The sequence below is a fragment of the Alkalilimnicola ehrlichii MLHE-1 genome, from assembly GCF_000014785.1.
In the GTDB taxonomy this organism is placed as follows: domain Bacteria; phylum Pseudomonadota; class Gammaproteobacteria; order Nitrococcales; family Halorhodospiraceae; genus Alkalilimnicola; species Alkalilimnicola ehrlichii.
The window spans coordinates 2879603-2894860 of sequence record NC_008340.1; the positions used below are offsets into that span (position 1 = coordinate 2879603).

Annotated in this window: 17 protein-coding genes and 1 other RNA gene; 9 read left to right on the forward strand and 9 right to left on the reverse strand. The window is 68.6% G+C overall.

Annotation, left to right across the window (positions count from 1 at the left end; translation table 11 throughout):
- Nucleotides 1-22 precede the first annotated feature (22 nt).
- On the reverse strand, nucleotides 23-847 hold the full coding sequence (locus MLG_RS12820) for an alpha/beta hydrolase (protein ID WP_011630268.1): 825 nt from the start codon (nucleotides 845-847) through the stop codon (nucleotides 23-25).
- 224 nt (nucleotides 848-1071) lie between these two features.
- Between MLG_RS12820 and MLG_RS12825 the strand changes: the two genes are divergently transcribed.
- Nucleotides 1072-1281, forward strand: a complete 210-nt coding sequence (locus MLG_RS12825) for a cold-shock protein (protein WP_011630269.1) — start codon at nucleotides 1072-1074, stop codon at nucleotides 1279-1281.
- A gap of 71 nt (nucleotides 1282-1352) precedes the next feature.
- On the opposite strand, the gene MLG_RS12830 is transcribed toward MLG_RS12825, so the two are convergent.
- From MLG_RS12830 to MLG_RS12845, 5 genes are all read right to left on the reverse strand, one after another.
- Nucleotides 1353-1829: an EVE domain-containing protein gene (locus tag MLG_RS12830; RefSeq protein ID WP_011630270.1), complete on the reverse strand. Its 477-nt coding sequence runs from the start codon at nucleotides 1827-1829 to the stop codon at nucleotides 1353-1355.
- Nucleotides 1830-2126: 297 nt separating this feature from the next.
- Complete coding sequence (locus MLG_RS12835) at nucleotides 2127-2756, reverse strand: 5-formyltetrahydrofolate cyclo-ligase (RefSeq protein ID WP_011630271.1); 630 nt, start codon at nucleotides 2754-2756, stop codon at nucleotides 2127-2129.
- A 49-nt stretch (nucleotides 2757-2805) separates the two neighbouring features.
- Nucleotides 2806-2991, reverse strand: a non-coding RNA gene (ssrS, locus tag MLG_RS15270) — 6S RNA.
- Nucleotides 2992-3064: 73 nt separating this feature from the next.
- The gene (locus tag MLG_RS12840; protein WP_011630272.1) at nucleotides 3065-3349 is read right to left on the reverse strand and encodes a cell division protein ZapA; all 285 of its coding nucleotides are present in this window, start codon (nucleotides 3347-3349) and stop codon (nucleotides 3065-3067) included.
- A 25-nt stretch (nucleotides 3350-3374) separates the two neighbouring features.
- Complete coding sequence (locus MLG_RS12845; RefSeq protein ID WP_011630273.1) at nucleotides 3375-3590, reverse strand: TIGR02449 family protein; 216 nt, start codon at nucleotides 3588-3590, stop codon at nucleotides 3375-3377.
- A 147-nt stretch (nucleotides 3591-3737) separates the two neighbouring features.
- Here MLG_RS12845 and MLG_RS12850 point away from each other — a divergent pair, with 147 nt between their 5' ends.
- From MLG_RS12850 to MLG_RS12865, 4 genes are read left to right on the forward strand one after another with little or no spacing between them, the layout of a single operon-like run.
- A complete protein-coding gene (locus tag MLG_RS12850; protein WP_011630274.1) occupies nucleotides 3738-4313 on the forward strand; it encodes a UPF0149 family protein in 576 nt (191 codons plus the stop codon).
- An 11-nt stretch (nucleotides 4314-4324) separates the two neighbouring features.
- The gene (gene pepP, locus MLG_RS12855; protein WP_011630275.1) at nucleotides 4325-5638 is read left to right on the forward strand and encodes a Xaa-Pro aminopeptidase; all 1314 of its coding nucleotides are present in this window, start codon (nucleotides 4325-4327) and stop codon (nucleotides 5636-5638) included.
- Complete coding sequence (ubiH, locus tag MLG_RS12860) at nucleotides 5635-6876, forward strand: 2-octaprenyl-6-methoxyphenyl hydroxylase (RefSeq protein ID WP_011630276.1); 1242 nt, start codon at nucleotides 5635-5637, stop codon at nucleotides 6874-6876. Before pepP ends, ubiH begins: the two co-directional genes overlap by 4 nt.
- Nucleotides 6873-8096, forward strand: a complete 1224-nt coding sequence (locus tag MLG_RS12865; RefSeq protein ID WP_011630277.1) for a UbiH/UbiF/VisC/COQ6 family ubiquinone biosynthesis hydroxylase — start codon at nucleotides 6873-6875, stop codon at nucleotides 8094-8096. The genes ubiH and MLG_RS12865 overlap by 4 nt, the downstream gene beginning before the upstream one ends.
- Here the strand turns inward: MLG_RS12865 and MLG_RS15895 are convergent.
- Both MLG_RS15895 and MLG_RS12875 read right to left on the reverse strand, forming a co-directional pair.
- Nucleotides 8047-9714: a sensor histidine kinase gene (locus tag MLG_RS15895; protein ID WP_049753596.1), complete on the reverse strand. Its 1668-nt coding sequence runs from the start codon at nucleotides 9712-9714 to the stop codon at nucleotides 8047-8049. The two genes, MLG_RS12865 and MLG_RS15895, sit on opposite strands and share 50 nt — an antisense overlap.
- Nucleotides 9715-9723: 9 nt before the next feature.
- A complete protein-coding gene (locus MLG_RS12875) occupies nucleotides 9724-9990 on the reverse strand; it encodes a PP0621 family protein (RefSeq protein ID WP_011630279.1) in 267 nt (88 codons plus the stop codon).
- Between the two features lie 148 nt (nucleotides 9991-10138).
- Here MLG_RS12875 and sucC point away from each other — a divergent pair, with 148 nt between their 5' ends.
- The 4 genes from sucC to glnB all read left to right on the forward strand — a co-directional run bounded on the left by sucC (nucleotide 10139) and on the right by glnB (nucleotide 14415).
- Nucleotides 10139-11314, forward strand: a complete 1176-nt coding sequence (sucC, locus tag MLG_RS12880; RefSeq protein WP_011630280.1) for an ADP-forming succinate--CoA ligase subunit beta — start codon at nucleotides 10139-10141, stop codon at nucleotides 11312-11314.
- A gap of 29 nt (nucleotides 11315-11343) precedes the next feature.
- Entirely contained in the window at nucleotides 11344-12216 is an 873-nt protein-coding gene (gene sucD, locus MLG_RS12885; protein WP_011630281.1) for a succinate--CoA ligase subunit alpha, read from the forward strand.
- A gap of 108 nt (nucleotides 12217-12324) precedes the next feature.
- The gene (locus MLG_RS12890) at nucleotides 12325-13950 is read left to right on the forward strand and encodes an NAD+ synthase (RefSeq protein ID WP_011630282.1); all 1626 of its coding nucleotides are present in this window, start codon (nucleotides 12325-12327) and stop codon (nucleotides 13948-13950) included.
- Between the two features lie 126 nt (nucleotides 13951-14076).
- Nucleotides 14077-14415, forward strand: coding sequence for a nitrogen regulatory protein P-II (gene glnB / locus MLG_RS12895; RefSeq protein ID WP_011630283.1), 339 nt, complete (start codon nucleotides 14077-14079; stop codon nucleotides 14413-14415).
- Nucleotides 14416-14475: 60 nt separating this feature from the next.
- Here the strand turns inward: glnB and MLG_RS12900 are convergent, their stop codons facing one another.
- Complete coding sequence (locus tag MLG_RS12900; RefSeq protein ID WP_011630284.1) at nucleotides 14476-15240, reverse strand: outer membrane protein assembly factor BamD; 765 nt, start codon at nucleotides 15238-15240, stop codon at nucleotides 14476-14478.
- Nucleotides 15241-15258: the final 18 nt, after the last annotated feature.

Consider the following 15258-nt stretch of genomic DNA (forward strand, 5'->3'; position numbering starts at 1 on the left):
TCTATGTTACACGAGGCCTGTATCAGGGTAATTCGCTCAGGTACTCATCCAGACCGGCGACATAATCCTCCCGGCTGACGAGGAAGCCGGTGTTGTGGTCGCCCCGCAGTTCGAGCAGCCCCACCGGGCGGGCGGCCGCCCGATATAGGGCCTCACCGTGGTGGAAGGGGACGATATCATCCTGCCGGCTGTGGACCACCAGGGTCGGCGCCTCCACCCGGCTGACCGCCTCGCGGGCATCCAACTGCAGGCGCGCCAGCAGGCGCACGGGGAGGAAGGGGTAAAGCTCGGCCCCCAGGTCCGGCGCGCTAGTGAAGGCGGACTCCAGGATCAGGCCGCGGACCGGCTGCCGGGCCGCGGTCCGGGCCGCCACGGCCGCACCCAAGGATCGGCCGAACAGGATGACCTCCTCCGGAGCCAGGCCCTGCTGCCCCTCCAGCCACGTCAGGGCGGCCTCCGCATCCTTATAGACCCCCGGCTCATCCGGCCGCCCCTCGCTTCGGCCGTAGCCGCGATAGTCCAGGATCAGCACCGATACCCCCAGTTCGTGGAAGATCTCCAGCGAATCCAGGCGATGGGAGATGTTGCCGGCATTCCCATGCAGGAACAGCAGCGTGCCCCGCGGCGAGTCGTGGGGCAGCCACCAGGCGTGCAGGCGCAGTTCGTCGGCCGTGGTCAGCCACACCTCCTGGTAGGGCAGCCCGCGGGCCTCCGGCGTGGCCACCAGCTCGCGCCCAGGAATATGCGGCAGGAAGACCAGCCGGTTCTGCCCCAGGGCCATGATGAGGCTCATCGCCAGCCAGGCCAGCAGGACGGTGCCACCAATGATAACGACGGCTCTGAGCATGCTATCTCCGTGATCTGCCCGGCAATCCTGTCATGAATCCAACGTTGATTATTCGCGACAGTCTGCCAATATGGCAAAAGTCGGGTTACATGCTTGACCAGTCTGACTCAGGACTGCCGAATCCCTCGAGTGCATCGTGTGTTCAGCAGCCTCCCAGCCAGTCCGGGCAACGCTTGCAACCCGGCGGGGAACGCTTTACGTCAAGGTTTTCAGAGGTTGCTGTCATGGCAGAACGCGAGACCGGTACGGTCAAATGGTTTGATAACGCCAAGGGGTTCGGCTTCATCCAGCGCGAGCAGGGTGAGGACGTGTTTGTGCATTTCCGCGCGATCCGCGGTGAGGGCTTCCGCTCGCTGGACGAGGGCCAGCAGGTGGAGTTCAACGTGGTTCGCGGCCCCAAGGGCCTGCAGGCGGAGGACGTGGCGGCGGTCTGAGCCCGCCTCGACTGCATGTCCGGACGGGGGCCTGACGGCCCCCGTCCGCGTTCTGCCCGGCGTGAGCCGACTCAGCCCGCCGGGTCCTGCTCGGCCAGGGCGATAATATGCGCCCAGTGATCCGGCTCCACCGGCATGACCGACAGCCGGTTCCCCCGGGCCAGCAGCTTCATCCCCTCCAACTGCGGTTGGCGTTTGAGTTCGTGCAGGGTCACCTTGCGCGGCAGTATCGCCTTGAATTTCACGTCCACCAGGTACCAGCGCGGCTTCTCCGGGTCGCTCTTGGGGTCGTAGTGCTTGTCATCGGGGTCGAACTGGGTGGGGTCGGGGTAGCCCTCGCGCACGATCTCGACGATGCCGACAATACCCGGCGGCTTGGTGTTGGAATGGTAGAAGAAGGCCAGGTCGCCGACCTTCATCTGGTCGCGCATCATGTTGCGCGCCTGGTAGTTGCGCACGCCGTCCCAGGGTTCGATCTGGTCCGGGCGCTGCTTCAGGTCCTCGATGCCGAACTCGTCCGGCTCCGACTTCATCAGCCAGTAGTTCATGCACTCCCCCGGTTGCAAGCCAATAATCGGCGCCAGTTTTGCACAGCGCGACGGGGTTTGTCTTATCGGCCCGGGCGGCTGTTGGGACATGCCGGGGAGGGGCGGAGATCGGGATGGGGCGACTTATGCGCACCGAGCAACGCAGCAAAAGAGCGGAAAAAAGGCGCGCCTGTCCGAGCGAAGCGAGTTCGCGCCGCCGCTCTTTTGCGAGTAGCGCAGGGGACCCCGAAGGGGTGCGCATTCGGAGCCCCATCCCGATCTCCGCCCCTCCCCGGCATGTCCCAACAGCCACCTTGGCTAGCGCCTGACCGAGCCGTTTCGCGGGATCCAGATTCCCCGCTCCGTCGCCACCCCGTGCAGCGGGATATCCCAGGGGGCCAGGGGCAGCTCCGGGACGTGCTGGAAGGACCAGGCCACACCCAGCAGGCGGGGGTGGGTGCGCCAGCGCCAGCGCCCGAGGAAGGCGAAGCTGGCATCGTAGAAGCCGCCGCCCATGCCGAGCCGGCCGCCCCGGTGGTCGAACGCCACCAGCGGCGTCAGCACCAAGTCGAGATCCCGGGGGCGCAGTAACGGGGAGCTGTTGGGCAGCGGCTCGGGGATACCGAACCGGTTGGGTCGTAGCGGCCGCCCCGGGCACCAGGCCCGGAAGCGCAACACCCGGCTGCCGGGGCGCACCACCGGCAGGTAGAGGGTGATCCCCCGCCGGTGCAGACGCCGCATCAGGGGCAGCGGGTCCATCTCACCGTCGGCGGGCATGAAGGCGGCCAACCGGCGGACGTTGCGCAACAGCGGATGGCGGGCCACGCGGCGGGCGAGCTGGCGGGCGGCCCAGCGGCGCACGGCCATGGGTTGCGCACGGCGGCGGGCGCGCATAGCGTGGCGCACCTGCTGCCTGTCCAAGGGGTCCTGAGGGGGTTCGACCGACATGCCGATCAGCTTACCAGAGCCATCACACGGCCCCGATAGGGAAAGAAAGACGCCCCCCGCCTGTGCCGTGCGGGCATCGCCCTTGAACCCTGAGGTCCAGGTGGGGATATCGGGAGCGCCTTAGGCTTTCCGCTACCAGGGCGGACATGCACACCAGCCACTCCACGCCTTATCCCCTGGCGATTACGTTGAGGCTCAAGAATACTTAGCCCGCGCTCGTACACCGCAGGGGGCGTGAGTCCATGATGGACCAGGGGCACCGGCGCCGTCCAGTCCTTTCGCCCCGACCCCGTTAGGGTGCGGCAGCGCTACTCACCGGTGGCCTCGGCGATGCGCGCATCCAACGCCCGCAGCCGGCGCCGCACGTCCTCCATGCTGGCGTTCTCCTGGCGCGCCTCCAGAAGTTCGTAGGTGATGTTGAGCGCGGCCATCACCGCGATCCGGTCGGTGCCCAGCACCTTGCCGCGATCCCGGATCTCCTTCATCTTCCGATGCAGGTAATCGGCGGACTGCAACAGCCCCTGTTTCTCGTCCTCGGGGCAGGCAATCATGTATTCCTTGTCCAGGATCTGGATCTTGACGGGTTCGGTCATGACAGGGTCTCCGGCGGGGGTGAGGTCAACCGTGCTCCATGGCGCGCAGACGGCTGATCATGGCCTCGATCTGTGAGCGGGCCAGGTCGTTCTTCTCCTTCAGGCTGGCACGCTCGGCATTGAGCTGCTCCAGGGACTGGCGCAGCACCCGGTTTTCTTCCCTGAGCCGGGCGTCGGCCTTCAGCAGCGCCTCCACGCGCTGCTCAAGCCGCACCAGCTCTTCGGTAACGGAATCAGCCACTTGACGACCTCTTTTGACGTTAATCCGGAATATAGTGTGCGCGCCCCTTAAGGTCAACGCAAAAAGAGCGCCACAGCCACCACAATCCCGACTCCCAACCCGAGTGGTGTTAGCATTGGATGTCCGTAAACAACCCAAGTGAGCGTCATGCGCCTGGAAGCAGCCTACGACGACCTGCAGGAAGCCCTCGCAGCTATTAACGCCAGCAGCCACCCGGCCGAGGCCCACGGTGTGCTCTGTGGCATGAGCGCCCTGCCCGACGGCGCCGACAAGGCGCGTTGGATCGCGCAGGTGCTGAGCGGCACCCAACCCAGCGGCGACGCCGCCAAACGGGTCCTGGCCCTGCTCGCCGGCCTCTATGACCAGGTGCAAAGCCAGCTCGACGATAAGGACCTGGCCTTCGACCTGCTCCTCCCCCCTGACGAGGAGGCCCTGGAGGTGCGCGCCGATGCGCTTTCCCAGTGGTGCCAGGGTTTTCTCTACGGCCTGGGCGTGGCCGGCCTCCCGGAGCTCAGCGAACTGCCCACGGACGTGCGCGAGGTGCTCACGGACCTGGGTGAGATCGCCCGGGTGGAACTGGACCCCGAGTCCACCGAGGACAACGAGTCCGCCTACGCGGAGCTGGTGGAATATGTCCGTGTCGCCGCCCTGCTGGTGCGCGACAACCTCCACCCACTGAAACCCGACGCCGGCCCCGCCCCGGACAAATCCACCCTGCACTGACCGGAGTCGCCATGCCCCCTGCCGAGTACGCCGCCCGCCGCCGGGAGCTCATGCAACTGATCGGGGACGAGGGCATCGCCATCATCCCCGCCGCCACCGAAAAGGTGCGCAATCGCGACGTGCACTACCCCTTCCGCCAGGACAGCGACTTTCGCTACCTCACCGGCTTTCCTGAGCCGGACGCGGTGGCCGTGCTGGTGCCGGGACGGGAACAGGGCGCCTACCTCCTCTTCTGCCGCGAGCGCAACCCCGAGCGCGAGGTGTGGGACGGCCCCCGCGCCGGTCAGGAGGGCGCCGTGCGCGACTACGGCGCCGACGATGCCTTCCCCATCGACGACATCGACGACATCCTCCCCGGGCTGATGGAGGGCCGCGAGCGGGTCCACTACACCATGGGGCTGGACAAGGTCTTCGACCAGCGGGTGATCGATTGGGCCCGGCAGGTACGCGGCCGCACCCGCGGCGCCCGCCGCGGACCGGACGAGTTCATCGCCCTGGAGCACCACCTGCACGAGATGCGCCTGATTAAACGCCCGGCGGAGCTGGATTGCATGCGCCGCGCCGCCCGGGTCACCGGCAAGGCCCACCGCCGGGCCATGCAGGCCTGCCGGCCGGGCATGATGGAGTACGAACTGGAGGCGGAGTTCCTGGCCGCCTTCCGGCGCGCCGGGGGCGAACCGGCCTACCCCAGCATCGTGGGGGGTGGGGGCAACGGCTGCGTGCTGCACTACATCCTCAACCGGGACAAGCTGCGCGACGGCGACCTGGTGCTGATCGACGCCGGCTGCGAGCTGGACGGCTATGCCGCCGATGTCACCCGCACCTTCCCGGTCAACGGCCGCTTCAGCGCCGAGCAGCGCGCCCTCTACGAGGTGGTACTGGCCGCCCAGGAGGCCGCCATTGCGGCGGTGACCCCGGGGGTGAGCTGGAACCTCGCCCACGAGCGCGCCACCGAGACCCTGGTGGACGGCCTGCTGGAACTGGGCATCCTCGATGGCAGCCGCGAGCAAATCCTGGAAGAAGAGAGCTACAAGCGCTTTTTCATGCACCGCACCGGTCACTGGCTGGGCATGGACGTGCACGATGTGGGCGACTACCGCATCGACGGCCAGTGGCGGGAACTGGAGCCGGGGATGACCCTAACCATCGAGCCCGGGCTCTATATCGCCCCGGAGAGCGACGGGGTGGCGGAGCGCTGGCGGGGTATCGGCGTGCGCATTGAGGACGACCTGCTGGTCACCCGGGAGGGCCACGAGAACCTGACCCCCGACATCCCCAAGGCCCCGGACGCCATTGAGGCCCTGATGGTGGAGGCTCGGTCATGAGCGGGCGCTACGACATCATCATCGCCGGCGGCGGCCTGGTGGGGGGCTGTCTGGCCGTGGCCCTGGGCCAGACCGGGCTGCGGGTGGCGGTGCTGGAGGCGGTGGCCCCGGAGGCCCCGGTACAGCCCAGCTACGACGACCGCACCACCGCCCTCTCCCCGGTCTCGCGCCGGATCTTGGAGGCCCTGGATCTGTGGCCCGATCTCGAGGGGGAAATCACTCCGATCCGCGAGATCCACATCTCCGAGCAGGGCGGCTTCGGCTATGCCCGCCTGCGCGCCGATCGCGAGGGCGTGCCGGCCCTGGGCTACCTGGTCCCCAACCGGCGTTTCGGGCAGGTCCTGCCGCAGCGGCTGCGCCAACAATCGGGACTGGACTACCTGACACCGGCGCGCGCCGTGGCCACGCGCACCACCCCCGGGGGCATCGAGGTCACCATCGAGGACGACGAGGGCCGGCGACGGCCGCTGCAGGCCCGGCTGGCGGTTGCCGCCGACGGCACCCACTCGGCGCTGCGCGAGCTCTGGGACCTGCCCCTGCAGACCCATGACTACGGCAGCCACGCGGTAATCGCCAACCTCACGCCGGAGGAGGACCACCGCGGCCGCGCCTTCGAACGCTTCACCCCGGATGGCCCCATGGCGCTGCTGCCCACCACCGGCGGGCGCTGCGCCCTGGTCTGGTCAGTGGCCGACGCCGAACTGAACCAGGTGCTGGCCCTCGACGACGCCGCCTTCCTGGCCCAGGTCCAGCGCCGCTTCGGCTACCGCCTGGGCCGCCTCCGCCAGGTGGGCCGACGCGGCCACTACCCGCTGCGGGGCCACCGGGTCACCCAGCCGCTGGCGCCCCGGGGGGTCGTGATCGGCAATGCCGCCCACACCATGCATCCGGTGGCGGGTCAGGGGCTCAACCTGGCCCTGCGCGACGTCGCCTGGCTCGCCCAACTGCTGGCCGAGGCGGAGCGGGCCGGCGAGGACGTGGGCCACCCGGCCCTGCTGCAACGCTATGCCCGCCAGCGCCAGGCGGACACCCGCCTGATCATGGGCTTCACCCATCTGCTACTGGGCAGCTTCGGCAACCGCCTGCCCGGACTGCGTGCCGGGCGCAACCTGGCGCTGAAATGGCTGGACGTCATACCGCCGGCGCGGCGGGCCTTCATGAGACTGGGTATGGGACTGGGGGCGCCGCTGCCGGCACTGGCCGCGGGCTGCCCGCTGAATCGCGAGGAACGGCGATGAAGATCGATTACGAGGCCGTCATCCAGGGCGGCGGCATGGTGGGCCTGGCCCTGGCCCTCACCCTGGCACGGGCCGGCCTGCCGGTGGCCGTCCTGGAGGCCCACACCCCGCGGCGCTGGCGCCGCGAGGACCCGGTGGATCAGCGCGTCTCCGCCATCTCGGTGGCCTCGGAGCGCTACCTGGGCCGGCTGGGTGCCTGGGCGGACATCCGCCGCGCCCGCGCCTGTCCCTTCCACGGCATCCATGCCTGGGACGGCGAGGGCGGTGGCGCCATCCACTTCGACGCCCACCGTTACGGCGAGCCCCACCTGGGTCATATCGTGGAGAACCGGCTGATCCAGACCACCCTCTGGCAGCACCTGTCCCGACACGACAACGTACGCCTGATGGTGCCCGGCAGCGTCGAGGGCTGGGATGCGGAGCCGGAGGGCCTGCGGGTACGGCTGAACGACGGTGGCGAGTGCACCACCCGGCTGCTGGTGGGCGCGGACGGCGCCCGCTCGCGCCTGCGGGAGCTAGCCGGAATCGGCCACAGCGTGCGCCCTTACGGGCAGCACGGCGTGGTGGGGACGGTCTGGCCGGAGCACCACCACGGCGGCATCGCCCGCCAGCGTTTTCTGCCCACCGGGCCGCTGGCCCTGCTGCCGCTAGCCGACGGCAGTTGCTCCATTGTCTGGTCCTGCCCGGAGGCCCAGGCCACGGAGCTGCTCGAGCTGCCGGAGGCGCGCTTTCGCGAACAGCTCACCCAGGCCAGTGAGGCCGTGCTCGGGCCGATCAACGCCTGCGGCCCGCGGGCGGCCTTCCCGCTGCGGCGCAGCCACGCCAGGCGCTATATCGACCGGCGCCTGGCCCTGGTGGGCGACGCCGCCCACACCATCCACCCCCTGGCCGGCCAGGGGGTCAACCTGGGCTTCATGGACGCCGCCACCCTCGCCGAGGAGATGCTGGCGGCCCACGAGCGTGGCCGCGACCCGGGCGGCCAGGCGGTGCTGCAGCGCTTCCAGCGCCGGCGCCTGGGCGCCAACCACCTGATGCAGACCGGCATGGACGCCTTCCACTGGTTGTTCGCCAACGACCTGCCACCGCTGGTGGTGCTGCGCAGCCTGGGGCTGAGTCTCACTGACCGGCTGGCGCCGGCCAAGTCGCTGTTCATGGCGCGGGCCATGGGACTCAGCGGCGAGCTGCCGGCGCTGGCGCGTCCCCATCCGCAGACCGGCTGAGCCGGACCTCGGTCTCCGGCTCCTGCCAGCCCGCCGGTACCCCCGCTGGCGCCATCTGCAACGTCAGCCGGAAGCAGGCCCCCGCCTCGCCCGGGTTGCTCAGGCGGAGATCGGCCCGATTGCTCTCGCAGAGCTCCCGGCAGATGAAGAGCCCCAGCCCAGACCCGGACGGCCGGCTGGTGAAAAAGGGCTCGAACACACTGTTGGCGATATCCCGCCCGACACCGGGGCCATCGTCGCAGATCTCCAGCCACGCCTCCCCGGCTTGCGGCTGCCGTCCGCTCAGGGTGACCGTCACCCTCGGGCGGCCGTCCGAGGCGTGGCGAACGGCGTTCTCCACCAGGTTGGTCAACACTTGGTGGAGGTGGTTGGGGTCGAACAGCACCAACAGCCCCGCCGGCGTCACCCGACAGCGGATGCGGGCCCCCTCCCGGCCGTGCTGCTCGCCCCAGCGCTGCAGGAACTCCTGAAGAAAGGCGTCCAGCGCCACCGCCTCCCGCCGCGCCCGTCCCCGCCGGGAGAGTTGCTGCACGTCCTCGACGATGGTGTTGAGCCGCCGGCCGTGGCGGCGAACGATGTCCAGCAACCGCCGGTCATCCTCGCTCAGATCCGGCGACTCGGCCAGCAGTTGCCCGGCATGCAGAATGGCACTGAGCGGATTGCGGATCTCGTGGGCGATACTGGCCGTCAGCCGGCCGAGGGCGGCCAGTTTGGCCTGCTGCACCCGGGCACGCAGTTCCGCTTGGTCCTCCAGCAACAGCAACAACGGCCCCTCCGGGTCCGCGCCCAGCGCGGAGATGTTCACCCGCACCTCGGCGCCACGCGCCTGCACCGGCACCACCAGGCCGGAACCCACCCGGCCCCGCCGCCAGCGCCGCACTGCGAGATCCAGGGTCGGCGCCACATGCTCCAGCGCCGCGCCGCGGCCGCTGGCCAGCCAGCCCATGGCGGAATGGTTGAGCAGCCGGATGATGCCGGCCCCGTCCACCACCACCACCCCCGGTTCCATGTGCTGGACGATGTGCTCGTTTAGCGCCTGCATGTTGGCCAGGTCCACCCCGCGGCGTTCGGCCAGGGCCTGCGCCGTACGCACGCGGATGGCCAGCAGGCTACCGCCGGCGCCGAGCAGAAACAGGCCCATGCCGTACATCCCCACCAGGGTGTAGCCCTCAGCGGCGCCGTCGGCGTAGAGGGCCACGAAGCCCTGGACCGCCAGCAGGGCGAGCGTGGCCATGGCCGCCAACCCCAGCGCCAGGCGCAGATTGGCCAGCATCAGGCTGCCACCGGCCACCACGATCAACACCAGCAGGGCAAGCCCGCCGTCCATCCGACCGGTGGCCGCTACCAGCAGACTCAGTGCCAGGACATCCACGCCCAACTGGGCGTAAAGCTGCAGGGAGAAGGCCGGAACCCGTCGCTGCTGCAGCCATAAGGCCACCACCGACCAGGCGAGGTAGGCCAGCAGGGTGGCCAGGAAGACGTCCGTCCAGCGCACGGCCAGCAGTAAGGGTTCGCCCCGGGCCCAGATGAAGAGCAACAGCAGCGCCAGCACCACCACCAGGCGGTAGCCGCAGAAGACCTGCAGCGCCGCCCAATCGTTCGCCCGCGCGGTGGTCATCACCGGCGCTCAGCCCTCCCAGCGGGCGGCGTCACGGTGGCCGTCGCTGCAGTACCACCGCCCGGCGTCCTCCACCGCCTCGTTGCGCGGCACGTAGACCCCGCAGTGCTCGCAGCGCACCATCGCCTCCACCCGGTCACGCCCCCGACCCCGGCGCTGGCTTTGCTCGTCCGCCACCGCTGCCCGCTCCCGTTGTTCGCGCAGCTGGCGCAGCACCGAGCGCAGCCCCAACCAGGCCAGGATGAGCACTATAATGACGAGGATCTGTCCGAGCATGGGGTCTCCGTGGGCGAATCGACGCTTCAGCCCCCACTTTACCCCATCGGATTCCACACCGGGGCGACAATTTGCCGCGTTTTTTGCTTTTGGACCGGGCTTTGATAGAGAATACGCAGGCTTTTCACGAGGAGGAGGCAGGCCATCCATGAATCTCCATGAATTTCAGGCTAAACACCTGTTTGCTGATTACGACATCCCCATCCCACAGGGCTACGTGGCCCGCTCCAGCGGCGAGGCGGTCGAAGCCGCCGGTCGGCTGGGCGGTTCCGTCTGGGTCGTCAAGGCACAGGTACACGCCGGCGGGCGCGGCAAGGCAGGCGGGGTCAAGGTCCTCAAGACCAAAGAAGAAGTAGAAGAATTCACCGACTCCCTCCTGGGCTCCCGCCTCGTCACCCACCAAACCGATGCCAAGGGTCAACCCATCCACGCCGTTCTGGTCGAGCAGGGCCTCGACATCGCCCGCGAACTCTACCTGGGCGCCCTAGTGGACCGCGCGAGCAAGCGCGTCACCTTCATGGGCTCCGCGGCCGGCGGCATGGACATCGAGGAGGTCGCCGCCAGCACCCCCGAGAAGATCCTCACCCTGGCCGTCGACCCGGCCGCCGGCTTCCAGGCCTACCAGGGCCGGAAGATGGCCTTTGCGCTGGGCCTCGAAGGCAAGCAGATCGGCCAACTGGTCAAGATCATGAAAAGCCTGTATCGGATCTTTGAGGAGAAGGATCTGAGCATGATCGAGATCAACCCGCTGATCGTGACCGGCGATGGCCAGCTGTTGGCCCTGGACGCCAAAGTCAACGTGGACGACAACGCCGTCGAGATCGGCCGTCAGCCGCAGATCGCCGACATGCGCGACATCACCCAGGAGGATGAGGCCGAGGTCCAAGCCGCCGAGCACAACCTCAACTACATTACCCTGGACGGCAACATCGGCTGCATGGTCAACGGCGCCGGTCTGGCCATGGCCACCATGGACGTGGTCAACCTGCACGGCGGCTCGCCGGCCAACTTCCTGGACGTGGGTGGTGGCACCACCACCGAACGCGTCACCGCGGCCTTCAAGCTGATCCTCTCCAGCGACACGGTGGAGGGCATCCTGGTGAACATCTTCGGTGGCATCGTGCGCTGCGACGTGATCGCCGAGGGCATCATCGCCGCCGTCAAGGAGGTGGGCGTGGATGTCCCCGTGGTGGTTCGCCTGGAGGGCACCAACGTCGAGCAGGGCAAGCAGATGCTGGCTGACAGCGGCATGGACCTGATCCCCGCCGACGATCTCACCGACGCCGCCAAGAAGGTTGTGGCCGCCGTCGGCAAGGCCGCCTGAACCACGCCGGAGAAGAGGATCCAATCGACATGAGCGTACTTGTAGACAAGAACACGAAGGTCATCGTCCAGGGCTTCACCGGCAAGCAGGGCACCTTCCACGCCGAGCAGGCCATCGCCTACGGCACCAACGTGGTGGGTGGCGTGACCCCCGGTCGCGGCGGCCAAACCCACCTGGACCTCCCGGTGTTCAACACCGTGGAAGATGCCGTCCAGGAGACCGGCGCGGACGCCAGCATGATTTACGTGCCGGCCGCCTTTGCCGCGGACGCCATCCTGGAGGCCGCCGACGCCGGCATCAAGGTGATCGCTTGTATCACCGAGGGCATCCCGGTGCTGGACATGCTCAAGGTGAAGGCCGCCCTGGCGCAGTACGACGCCCGCCTGATCGGCCCCAACTGCCCGGGCGTCATCACCCCCGGCGAGTGCAAGATCGGCATCATGCCCGGTCACATCCACAAGGCCGGCTCCATCGGCATCGTCTCGCGCTCGGGCACCCTGACCTACGAGGCGGTCAAGCAGACCACCGACATCGGTCTGGGCCAGTCCACCTGCATCGGCATCGGTGGCGACCCGATCCACGGCATGTCCTTCATCGACGCCCTGGAGCTTTTCCAGGCCGATCCGCAGACCAAGGGTATCGTCATGGTGGGTGAGATCGGCGGCACCGCCGAGGAGGAGGCCGCCGAGTACATCCAGCAGAACGTGGACAAACCGGTGGTGGCCTACATCGCCGGGGTCACCGCACCTCCCGGCAAGCGCATGGGCCACGCCGGTGCCATCATCGCCGGCGGCAAGGGCACTGCGGACGACAAGTTCGCCGCCCTGGAGAGCGCCGGGGTCGCCACCGTGCGCTCCCCGGCCGAGATCGGCCAGAAGCTGAACGAACTGTTCAGCGGCTGAGCCCCGCCGCGCGATGGCCCACGCCATTGCCGGCAGCCGAACGGCCCGCACCCGCACGACGGGGCGGGCCGTTCGCACGTCCGGCCACCAACCCAGGAGAACCGCGACATGAGCCTGCGCGTCACCATGGCCCAACTGACCTGCCCGGTGGGCGACATCGAAGGCAATACCCGCCGCATCGTCGGGGCCATCGAGACCGCCCGCGACAGGGAGGGCGCTCAACTGGTCGTCTTCCCCGAGCTGGCCGTCACCGGCTACCCGCCGGACGACCTGCTGCTGCGAGACGACTTCACCCGGGCCGCGGAGAACGCACTGCAGGCCATCCAGGCCGCCAGTCGGGGTGTCACCGCCGTGGTCGGCGTGCCGTTGCGCGATCGCCGTGGACTGCACAACGCCGCCGTGGTGGTCCAGGACGGCCGGGTGATCGCGCGTTACGCCAAACGGGAACTGCCCACCTACAGTGTGTTCGACGACAGCCGCCACTTCGTCGCCGGCGACAGCCCCTGTGTGGTCGACGTGGCCGGCACCCGGGTGGGGCTCAGCATCTGCGAGGACATCTGGTGGCCGACACCGGCCCGCGAGGCGGTGGCCGCCGGGGCCGAGTTCGTGGTCAACCTCAATGCCTCGCCCTTCCACCGGCGCAAGCAGGCGGAACGCGAGGCGGTCCTGCGCGAGCGCGCGCTGGACACCCACCGCCCCCTGCTCTACGTGAACATGGTCGGCGGCCACGACGAGGTGGTCTATGACGGTGGCTCGCTGGCCGTGGATGCCGGCGGCACCGTCCAGGCGCGCGCCCCCCGCTTCCGAAGCGGGCTCTGCACCGTGGAGGTGGACACGGATCACGGCAATGTCAACGGCGAGCAGAGCACCCAGCCCTCGGAGGAGGGGGCCGTGTACCAGGCGCTGGTCACCGGTCTGCGTGACTACGTGCAGCGCAACGGCTTCCCCGGCGTAGTCCTGGGGCTGTCCGGGGGGATCGACTCGGCCGTTGCTGCGGCAGTGGCCGTGGATGCCCTCGGCGCCGACCGGGTCCAGGCGGTGATGATGCCCAGCCGCTATACCGCGCCCATGAGCTTGGACGATGCCCAGGCCATCGCCCGCATGCTGGGCATTCGCTACCAGACCACCTCCATCGAGCCCATCTTCCAGAGCTTTCTCAGCAGCCTGGCCCCCAGTTTCGAGGGGCTGGACCCGGACGTGACCGAAGAGAACCTGCAATCGCGCATCCGCGGCACCCTGCTCATGGCGCTGTCCAACAAGACCGGGCGCATGGTGCTGGCCTGCGGCAACAAGAGCGAACTGGCCGTCGGCTACGCCACGCTCTACGGCGATATGTGCGGCGGCTATGCACCGCTCAAGGATGTCTACAAGACCGAGGTCTACCGGCTGGCCCGCTACCGCCAGAGCCTCAAACCGGCATTCCCCGACAACATCTTCTCACGCCCACCGACCGCCGAACTGGCGGCGGGCCAGAAGGACGAGGACAGCCTGCCACCCTATCCGGTGCTGGACGATATACTGGAGAGGTACGTGGAGCACGACGAGAGCGAGGCACTGATCGTCGCCGCCGGCCATGAACCGGCCACCGTGGCCCAGGTCACCCGGCTGCTGCGGCGCAACGAGTACAAGCGGCGCCAATCCGCCCCCGGCCCCAAGGTAACCCCCCGGGCCTTCGGGCGCGACCGCCGCTATCCCATCAGCTCAGGTTGGCCGGGCGTACCGGTAACCTCCTGAGGGCGTTCAGATCGACCCGAGGGGGTGCTGCACCCCGGCCGGCGTGGCCACGCCGGCGGGAACGCGCGTAAACTCTCGGGGCACGCCGGAACCATCCCGGCCCCGCAGACCAGGGAGAATCAAGGCATGAAAAAGGTTGAGGCCATCATCAAGCCCTTCAAGCTGGACGATGTGCGCGAGGCACTCTCGGACATCGGCATCACGGGCATGACCGTCACCGAAGTCAAGGGCTTCGGGCGCCAGAAGGGCCATACGGAACTCTATCGCGGCGCCGAGTACGTGGTGGATTTCCTGCCCAAGATGCGCCTGGAGGTGGTCATCGCCGACGATCAGGTGGACCGCTGCCTGGAGGTGATCACCAAGGCCGCGCACACCGGCAAGATCGGTGACGGCAAGATCTTCGTCAGCGACGTGGAGCGGGTGATCCGCATCCGCACCGGCGAGGAGGACGAAAACGCCATCTGAGCCCCGCCGAGCGGGCCGGGACGCCGGGGCCCGGCCCGCGGCATCACCGGCCCCGTCCCGTCATTGGGCGGCCAACGGGTGGCCGGGGAAGTTCTCGCCGATCACCCGGCGCACGTCCTGCTGCAGGTCCGCCAGCTCTAGCATCCCGTAGGCCTCCACCAGCACCTCCAGGGCGTCCTCCACCGCTCCGGTGCCCTGGTACTCCTGGAGCACCGTGCGGGCACGGCCCACCGCCGCCACCGGCGCATCCCGCCGGAGGTAGAAGCGCGCCACGTAGATCTCGTGCCGCGCCAGCAGGTCGCGGATCTCCTGCATCCGCTCTCGGGCGTCGTCCACGTATTCGCTGTCCGGATGGCGCTGGATCAGCTCCCGGAAATCCACAAAGGCGCGACGCAACGGTTGCGGGTCGCGCAGACTGCGGTCGAGATTGAAAACCCGGGTGAAGAACTCATCGCCAACGCCCGCGTTCGCCAGCCCACGCATGTACCGGGCGTACGCCACGTTCGGGTCGCGGGGATAGAGCCGCATGAAGCGGTCGGCGGCGGCGATGGTCGATTCCAGCTCACCGGCCTGGTAATAGGCGTAGATGATATCCAGCTGCGCCTGGGTGGCGAAGGGCCCAAAGGGGAAGCGCCCCTGGAGGCGTTCCAGCGTCTCCACGGCCATGGTGTAGTTGCCATTCTCCAGCTGGCGCCGCGCCTGCTGATAGAGTTCCTCCGCGGTGGCCTGCTCCTCCTGGCGCTCCGGACCGTTGGAGGAACAGCCGCCGGCCAGCAACAGCGGCACGATCAGGAGCAGCGACCACAGCCAGGGCTTGCGCGACATAGGGGACCTCAATCTGAC

Bases quoted from the DNA above. Each gene is read 5' to 3' on its own strand.
- MLG_RS12820 (WP_011630268.1), bottom strand. From the start codon at position 847: ATGCTCAGAGCCGTCGTTATCATTGGTGGCACCGTCCTGCTGGCCTGG.
- MLG_RS12825 (WP_011630269.1), top strand. From the start codon at position 1,072: ATGGCAGAACGCGAGACCGGTACGGTCAAATGGTTTGATAACGCCAAG.
- MLG_RS12830 (WP_011630270.1), bottom strand. From the start codon at position 1,829: ATGAACTACTGGCTGATGAAGTCGGAGCCGGACGAGTTCGGCATCGAG.
- MLG_RS12835 (WP_011630271.1), bottom strand. From the start codon at position 2,756: ATGTCGGTCGAACCCCCTCAGGACCCCTTGGACAGGCAGCAGGTGCGC.
- MLG_RS12840 (WP_011630272.1), bottom strand. From the start codon at position 3,349: ATGACCGAACCCGTCAAGATCCAGATCCTGGACAAGGAATACATGATT.
- MLG_RS12850 (WP_011630274.1), top strand. From the start codon at position 3,738: ATGCGCCTGGAAGCAGCCTACGACGACCTGCAGGAAGCCCTCGCAGCT.
- pepP (WP_011630275.1), top strand. From the start codon at position 4,325: ATGCCCCCTGCCGAGTACGCCGCCCGCCGCCGGGAGCTCATGCAACTG.
- ubiH (WP_011630276.1), top strand. From the start codon at position 5,635: ATGAGCGGGCGCTACGACATCATCATCGCCGGCGGCGGCCTGGTGGGG.
- MLG_RS12865 (WP_011630277.1), top strand. From the start codon at position 6,873: ATGAAGATCGATTACGAGGCCGTCATCCAGGGCGGCGGCATGGTGGGC.
- MLG_RS15895 (WP_049753596.1), bottom strand. From the start codon at position 9,714: ATGACCACCGCGCGGGCGAACGATTGGGCGGCGCTGCAGGTCTTCTGC.
- MLG_RS12875 (WP_011630279.1), bottom strand. From the start codon at position 9,990: ATGCTCGGACAGATCCTCGTCATTATAGTGCTCATCCTGGCCTGGTTG.
- sucC (WP_011630280.1), top strand. From the start codon at position 10,139: ATGAATCTCCATGAATTTCAGGCTAAACACCTGTTTGCTGATTACGAC.
- sucD (WP_011630281.1), top strand. From the start codon at position 11,344: ATGAGCGTACTTGTAGACAAGAACACGAAGGTCATCGTCCAGGGCTTC.
- MLG_RS12890 (WP_011630282.1), top strand. From the start codon at position 12,325: ATGAGCCTGCGCGTCACCATGGCCCAACTGACCTGCCCGGTGGGCGAC.
- glnB (WP_011630283.1), top strand. From the start codon at position 14,077: ATGAAAAAGGTTGAGGCCATCATCAAGCCCTTCAAGCTGGACGATGTG.
- MLG_RS12900 (WP_011630284.1), bottom strand. From the start codon at position 15,240: ATGTCGCGCAAGCCCTGGCTGTGGTCGCTGCTCCTGATCGTGCCGCTG.